At 39.0% G+C, this 5,061-nt stretch carries 5 protein-coding genes; 3 read left to right on the top strand and 2 right to left on the bottom strand.

The features are described from left to right. The 3 genes from ON09_RS22495 to ispF form a co-directional block, all read left to right on the top strand. On the top strand, nucleotides 1-1,113 hold a 1,113-nt coding region (locus ON09_RS22495; RefSeq protein WP_010603322.1), incomplete at its 5' end, for an AsmA-like C-terminal region-containing protein. Nucleotides 1,114-1,327: 214 nt separating this feature from the next. Next, on the top strand, nucleotides 1,328-2,515 hold the full coding sequence (gene porV, locus ON09_RS22490) for a type IX secretion system outer membrane channel protein PorV (RefSeq protein ID WP_010603321.1): 1,188 nt from the start codon (nucleotides 1,328-1,330) through the stop codon (nucleotides 2,513-2,515). A gap of 49 nt (nucleotides 2,516-2,564) precedes the next feature. Beyond that, nucleotides 2,565-3,044, top strand: a complete 480-nt coding sequence (ispF, locus tag ON09_RS22485; protein ID WP_010603320.1) for a 2-C-methyl-D-erythritol 2,4-cyclodiphosphate synthase — start codon at nucleotides 2,565-2,567, stop codon at nucleotides 3,042-3,044. Between the two features lie 535 nt (nucleotides 3,045-3,579). On the opposite strand, the gene ON09_RS22480 is transcribed toward ispF, so the two are convergent. Then, entirely contained in the window at nucleotides 3,580-4,326 is a 747-nt protein-coding gene (locus ON09_RS22480; protein ID WP_238533785.1) for a pirin family protein, read from the bottom strand. Between the two features lie 202 nt (nucleotides 4,327-4,528). Then, nucleotides 4,529-5,059, bottom strand: coding sequence for a YceI family protein (locus ON09_RS22475; RefSeq protein ID WP_010603319.1), 531 nt, complete (start codon nucleotides 5,057-5,059; stop codon nucleotides 4,529-4,531). Nucleotides 5,060-5,061: the final 2 nt, after the last annotated feature.

Genomic DNA, 5,061 nt, shown 5'->3' with positions numbered 1-5,061 from the left:
ACGTACACACTTTTTTTTAAAAAGAACCAGGCATTACAGGGAGATTTTAACCTTTCCGCTAGCTTAATCGATGCGAATGAACTGATGGGGCCAAAAGCAGCTTCAAAAAATGAAGCTGCAAAGAAACCCGATTCGAAACTTTCTGTATTTGAAGTTCCGGGCAATATTGATTTTAAAGTAGCAGCAAAAGCAGACCGGGTACTTTACGATAACTACGATATTACTAATGCCAAAGGTGCTTTATTGGTAAAAAATAAAACCATCACTTTCAAAGATATGGGTATGAATATGTTGGGTGGAGAAGTGAACATGAACGGTTTTTATGCAACGACCGACCCTAAAAAGCCTAAAGTTGATGTTAACTTCGGAATAGAGAAAATGGATATTCAAAAGGCTTTTGGTGCTTTTAATACGGTAAAACTTTTGGCTCCGGTTGCCAAGTTCACGAAAGGAACCTTTTCTACCAACCTCAAGTTCAATTCAGATCTTGATCAAAATATGATGCCTGTTTATTCTTCTATTAATGCGGAGGGATTGGCTAATATAATCCAGGCAGTGGTAGATGGATTTGAGCCACTTCAAAAGCTGGCATCGGCCCTAAGTTCTGATAAATTTAAAAAACTCGAGTTGAACAATGTGATGACCAAGTTCAAAATAAAAGATGGCCGACTGAATGTTTCTCCATTTGATATTAGAAAAGATGGAATCGTTATGAATGTTCAAGGTTCAAATGGCCTCGACCAAACCATGGCTTATGATTTAGCGCTAAATGTTCCCCGGGCGATGTTAGGTGCAAAGGCGAATGAAACTGCCAATGCTATGATTGCGAAATTGAACAGTAAAGCAGGTACAAACGTTGCGTTAAGTGAAACCATCAAAGTTAATGCTGTTTTGGGCGGCACCATTTTGAAACCAACTATAGGGTTAAAATATGGTGCTGGTGATGCTAAGGCAACAGCAAAAGACGCCGTAAATGCGGTGATTGCTGAGAAAAAAGCTGAACTACAAACCAAAGCCCAGGCAAAAATCGATACCGTAAAGGCAAAAGCTACTGAAAAAGTTAAAGACGCCATTGCCGATAAACTGAACGGCCTGTTCAAAAGAAAAAATTAGTTAAAAAAGATTAATGTCTTTTTTGATATATAAGTACTTAATCCATTAATAGTTACGATTTTTATGGTTTCATCAAACTGTAAAAATCGTAGCTTTAATTAGTAAATAGTCACATAATTCGTAATTTGGTGAAATATAATTTTTGGTTTTGCGTTATCAAGCTAGTCTCCAAATAACAATATCCCGAAGATCTAAAATTACGTACCTTTAAAGGATGAATTTCAAGTACATCAGTAAACTTGCTTTTTCTGCACTCTCTTTGGCCTTGGTATTTGGTAAAACAAATGCTCAAGTTACTATAGGTAATACCCAAACCAATGGTAGTGAATCGAATAATATTGTTACTGCAGTACCATTTTTATTAATTACACCCGATGCACGTTCTGGTGCCATGGGAGATGCGGGCGTTGCTGTTGCTGGTGATGTAAATTCTGCCAGTATCAATGCATCCAAACTGGCTTTTATTGATAAACCTTATGGTTTTGCCGTTTCTTATAGTCCGTGGCTAAAAAGTTTGGTTCCTGATATCAACCTGGCCTATCTAAGTGGTTTTTACAAGCTTGATGATCGGAATACCATTGGCGCATCACTTCGTTATTTCTCTTTAGGATCTATTCAGTTAACCGATATCAACCAACAGGATTTAGGCATTGCTAATCCTAATGAACTGGCTTTTGACGTTTCATTTGCCCGAAGTTTCGGTGAAGAATTTTCGTTAGGTTCTTCGTTAAGATATATTTACTCCAATTTAGCTTCCGGTCAGTTGTCATCATCAGGCCAAGTGAGAGGTGGCAAAGCCGTTGCAGTTGATGTATCTGGATTGTATAAAACTTCTGCCACCATGTTTGGCAAGCCAGCAATATTATCAGCTGGAGCTAATATATCGAATATTGGCACCAAAATGAGCTATTCAGACGGTGGCGAAAACTTTTTCCTGCCAACCAATTTTAAGCTTGGCGGTGCTTCAACAATAGCAGTTGATGATTATAGCACCGTTACATTTGCAGTCGATTTTAACAAGTTACTCGTTCCAACGCAACCTATTTACGATTTGGATAATAATATCGTAAGCGGTAAAGATCCAAATCGCTCAGTTCCTGCAGGTATTTTTGGCTCCTTCTCAGATGCACCTGGAGGCTTTAGCGAAGAATTGAAAGAGGTTGGTATTTCTACAGGTTTAGAGTACTGGTACAATCAGCAATTTGCATTAAGGGCTGGTTATAATTATCAAAGTCCTATGAAAGGCGATAGCCGATATTTCACGCTGGGTTTGGGATTAAAATACAATGTCTTCAATATCGATTTCTCTTATTTATTGGCCAATGCACAAACAAGTCCATTAGCCAATACCTTACGTTTTGGCCTTTTGTTTAACTTTGGCGATAAGAAAATCATTAAATAGAATTTTGATTTCCTTCAAAAGAAACATTTTCCATCATTAAACTTTTAAAATGAAAATTAGAGTAGGCTTTGGCTTTGACGTACATCAACTAAAAGATCAACACCCTTTTGTAGTTGGTGGCGTAACCTTAGAACATCATAAAGGGGCTTTTGGCCATTCAGATGCCGATGTGCTGCTTCATGCCATTTGCGATGCCTTGTTAGGTGCCGCGAACCTGCGTGATATTGGTTTTCATTTTAAAAATACGGATGACCGTTGGAAAGGAATTAGCAGTGTTATTTTGCTCCAAGAAACGGTAAAGTTATTGGCTGATAAAGGCTGGCAGGTGGGCAATATTGATGCGATGCTTTGCCTGGAAGCGCCAAAAATTAATCCACATATTCCCGCCATGCAGGAAAACATCGCCAATGCAATCGGCATTTCTACCGATGAGATTTCGATCAAAGCCACAACCAACGAAACAATGGGTTTTGTAGGTAGAGAAGAAGGCGTGGTAGCCTATGCAGTATGTTTAATCGAAAAGGCTTAAATCATCAAATGTTTTGAAGCGCAAAAGCAGCATAAGGAATTAACTGTCTTCCCGTTTTTTGCATTTACGCTTCGCTCGTCATACTTCCTCGCTGCAGGGTAACGCTGCAACCGGGGCTATAAATCAGAAACAGTATTTCATGGCCAAAATAGCCCGGTGCTAGCTAAAACTTTGTTCGTAAACCTGACAGTAGCGGCAGCTCCCGATTCTTCATCGGGACTACAGCGAATGGCAGGGCTGATGTCCGCGATGATCATTGGACCGTTCATTTTCAAATTATAAAAATATGTAATGATCGTTTGCGCTTCAGTATTTTAACTATTATCTCTTTCACATTTCCCGTTCTTTTTAAAGTTGCCCAGGTTTCCAGCCTTACATTTTCTCTGATTGGTATTCAAATGTCTCTAATGGATATGAAGATTGTATAAAAATAACTGGAAGTGAGAAGGATGCACCGTCATTCGAAATTCTCCAAATAAAAAAGCCGGCAATTTTTGCAAAAGGCCGGCTCAAAAATATAAATTATTAACCTGTATTATTCTTCTATATAACCAAACCTGCCTTGATTATAATCTTCAATAGCCTGCGTGATTTCAGCCTGTGTATTCATTAAAAACGGCCCGTATTGCACGATTGGCTCGTTAATGGGTTCGCCGCTTAAAATCAAAACAATGCTTTTGGATAAAGCTTCAAGTACAATATGTTCGCCTGTGTTTCCAAAATAAACGAAATGATCAGCTGAAGCGATTTCACGATCACCAATTTTCACTTTCCCCTCTATTACCATAAAGCCAGTATTGTATTTCTCAGGAAAATTAAATGTTGCTTTTCCACCTTCATTTAATCTGGCATTATATAACTCTATTGGTGTAAAGGTACTGGCGCTGCCGGCTATACCATTATATTTACCTGCAATCACTTCAATCTTTCCACCTTGATCCGTCAAATCGAAATGAGCCATTTCACTTTGTTTTATAGCCTGATATTTAGGCTTGCTCATTTTATCCTTTGCGGGTAAATTAACCCAAAGTTGTACCATTTGAAACGGACCACCTTTCAAGCTGTAAGATTCTTCATGATATTCTTTATGCAGAATTCCACTTGCCGCCGTCATCCATTGTACATCACCAGGATAAATAACGCCGCTATTTCCGGTGCTATCATGATGTGCAACAGACCCATGATACGCTATGGTTACGGTTTCAAAGCCGCGATGCGGATGAACACCGACACCACGAGGTTCTTTTCTTGCAGAAAAATCAATCTTGGAGCCATAATCCATTAAAAAAAAATGGACTCATGTCGATTTCGTATCCGCCAGGAAAAAAATTGTGAACCCTAAAGCCATCGCCAACCATGTGTGGAGCCGGGGCTTTTAATATTTTGGCTATTTGTTTTGTTTCCATCACCTTATTAAATAACTGAGGCATGGGGCTATGGGCATAGTGATTGCTATGCCCGAAGCTCAAAGCTCTGCACTTAGACTATGCTTGTTTTACAAACTGTAATTCTCCTAAAAGACGCACCTCCTCACTTACCATTACGCCGCCAGTTTCCAATGCTGCATTCCAGGTTAAGCCGAAATCAGAACGGTTAATTTTTCCGCTTAAAGTAAACCCTGCTTTTGTATTTCCCCAAGGATCGGTAGCAATGCCACCAAATTCTGCGGTTAACTTTACAGGTTTAGTTTCGCCTTTAATGGTTAAGTCGCCTTTAACAATATAGTCGCTGCCATCTTTTTCTACTGATGAAGATTTGAACTCGATGTAAGCAAATTTTTCAGCGTCGAAGAAATCAGCGCTTTTTAAGTGATTATCGCGATCGGTATTTCCGGTGTCAATAGAATCAATATCTCCTTTAAAAGAAATCTCAGCATTTTCGAATTCGTCGCCTTCTGATGTTAATTCTGCTGAGAAAGATTTTAAGCTACCCGTTACGGTAGTAATCATTAAGTGTTTTACTTTGAATTGTAATTCGCTGTGGGTTGGATCTAATGCCCATTTAGTAGTTGCCATAT

It is taken from the genome of Pedobacter agri PB92 (genome assembly GCF_000258495.1).
Taxonomy (GTDB): Bacteria; Bacteroidota; Bacteroidia; order Sphingobacteriales; family Sphingobacteriaceae; genus Pedobacter; species Pedobacter agri.
The sequence above is the reverse complement of the archived record's forward strand: the minus strand, read 5'-3'. Positions and strand labels throughout refer to the sequence as shown.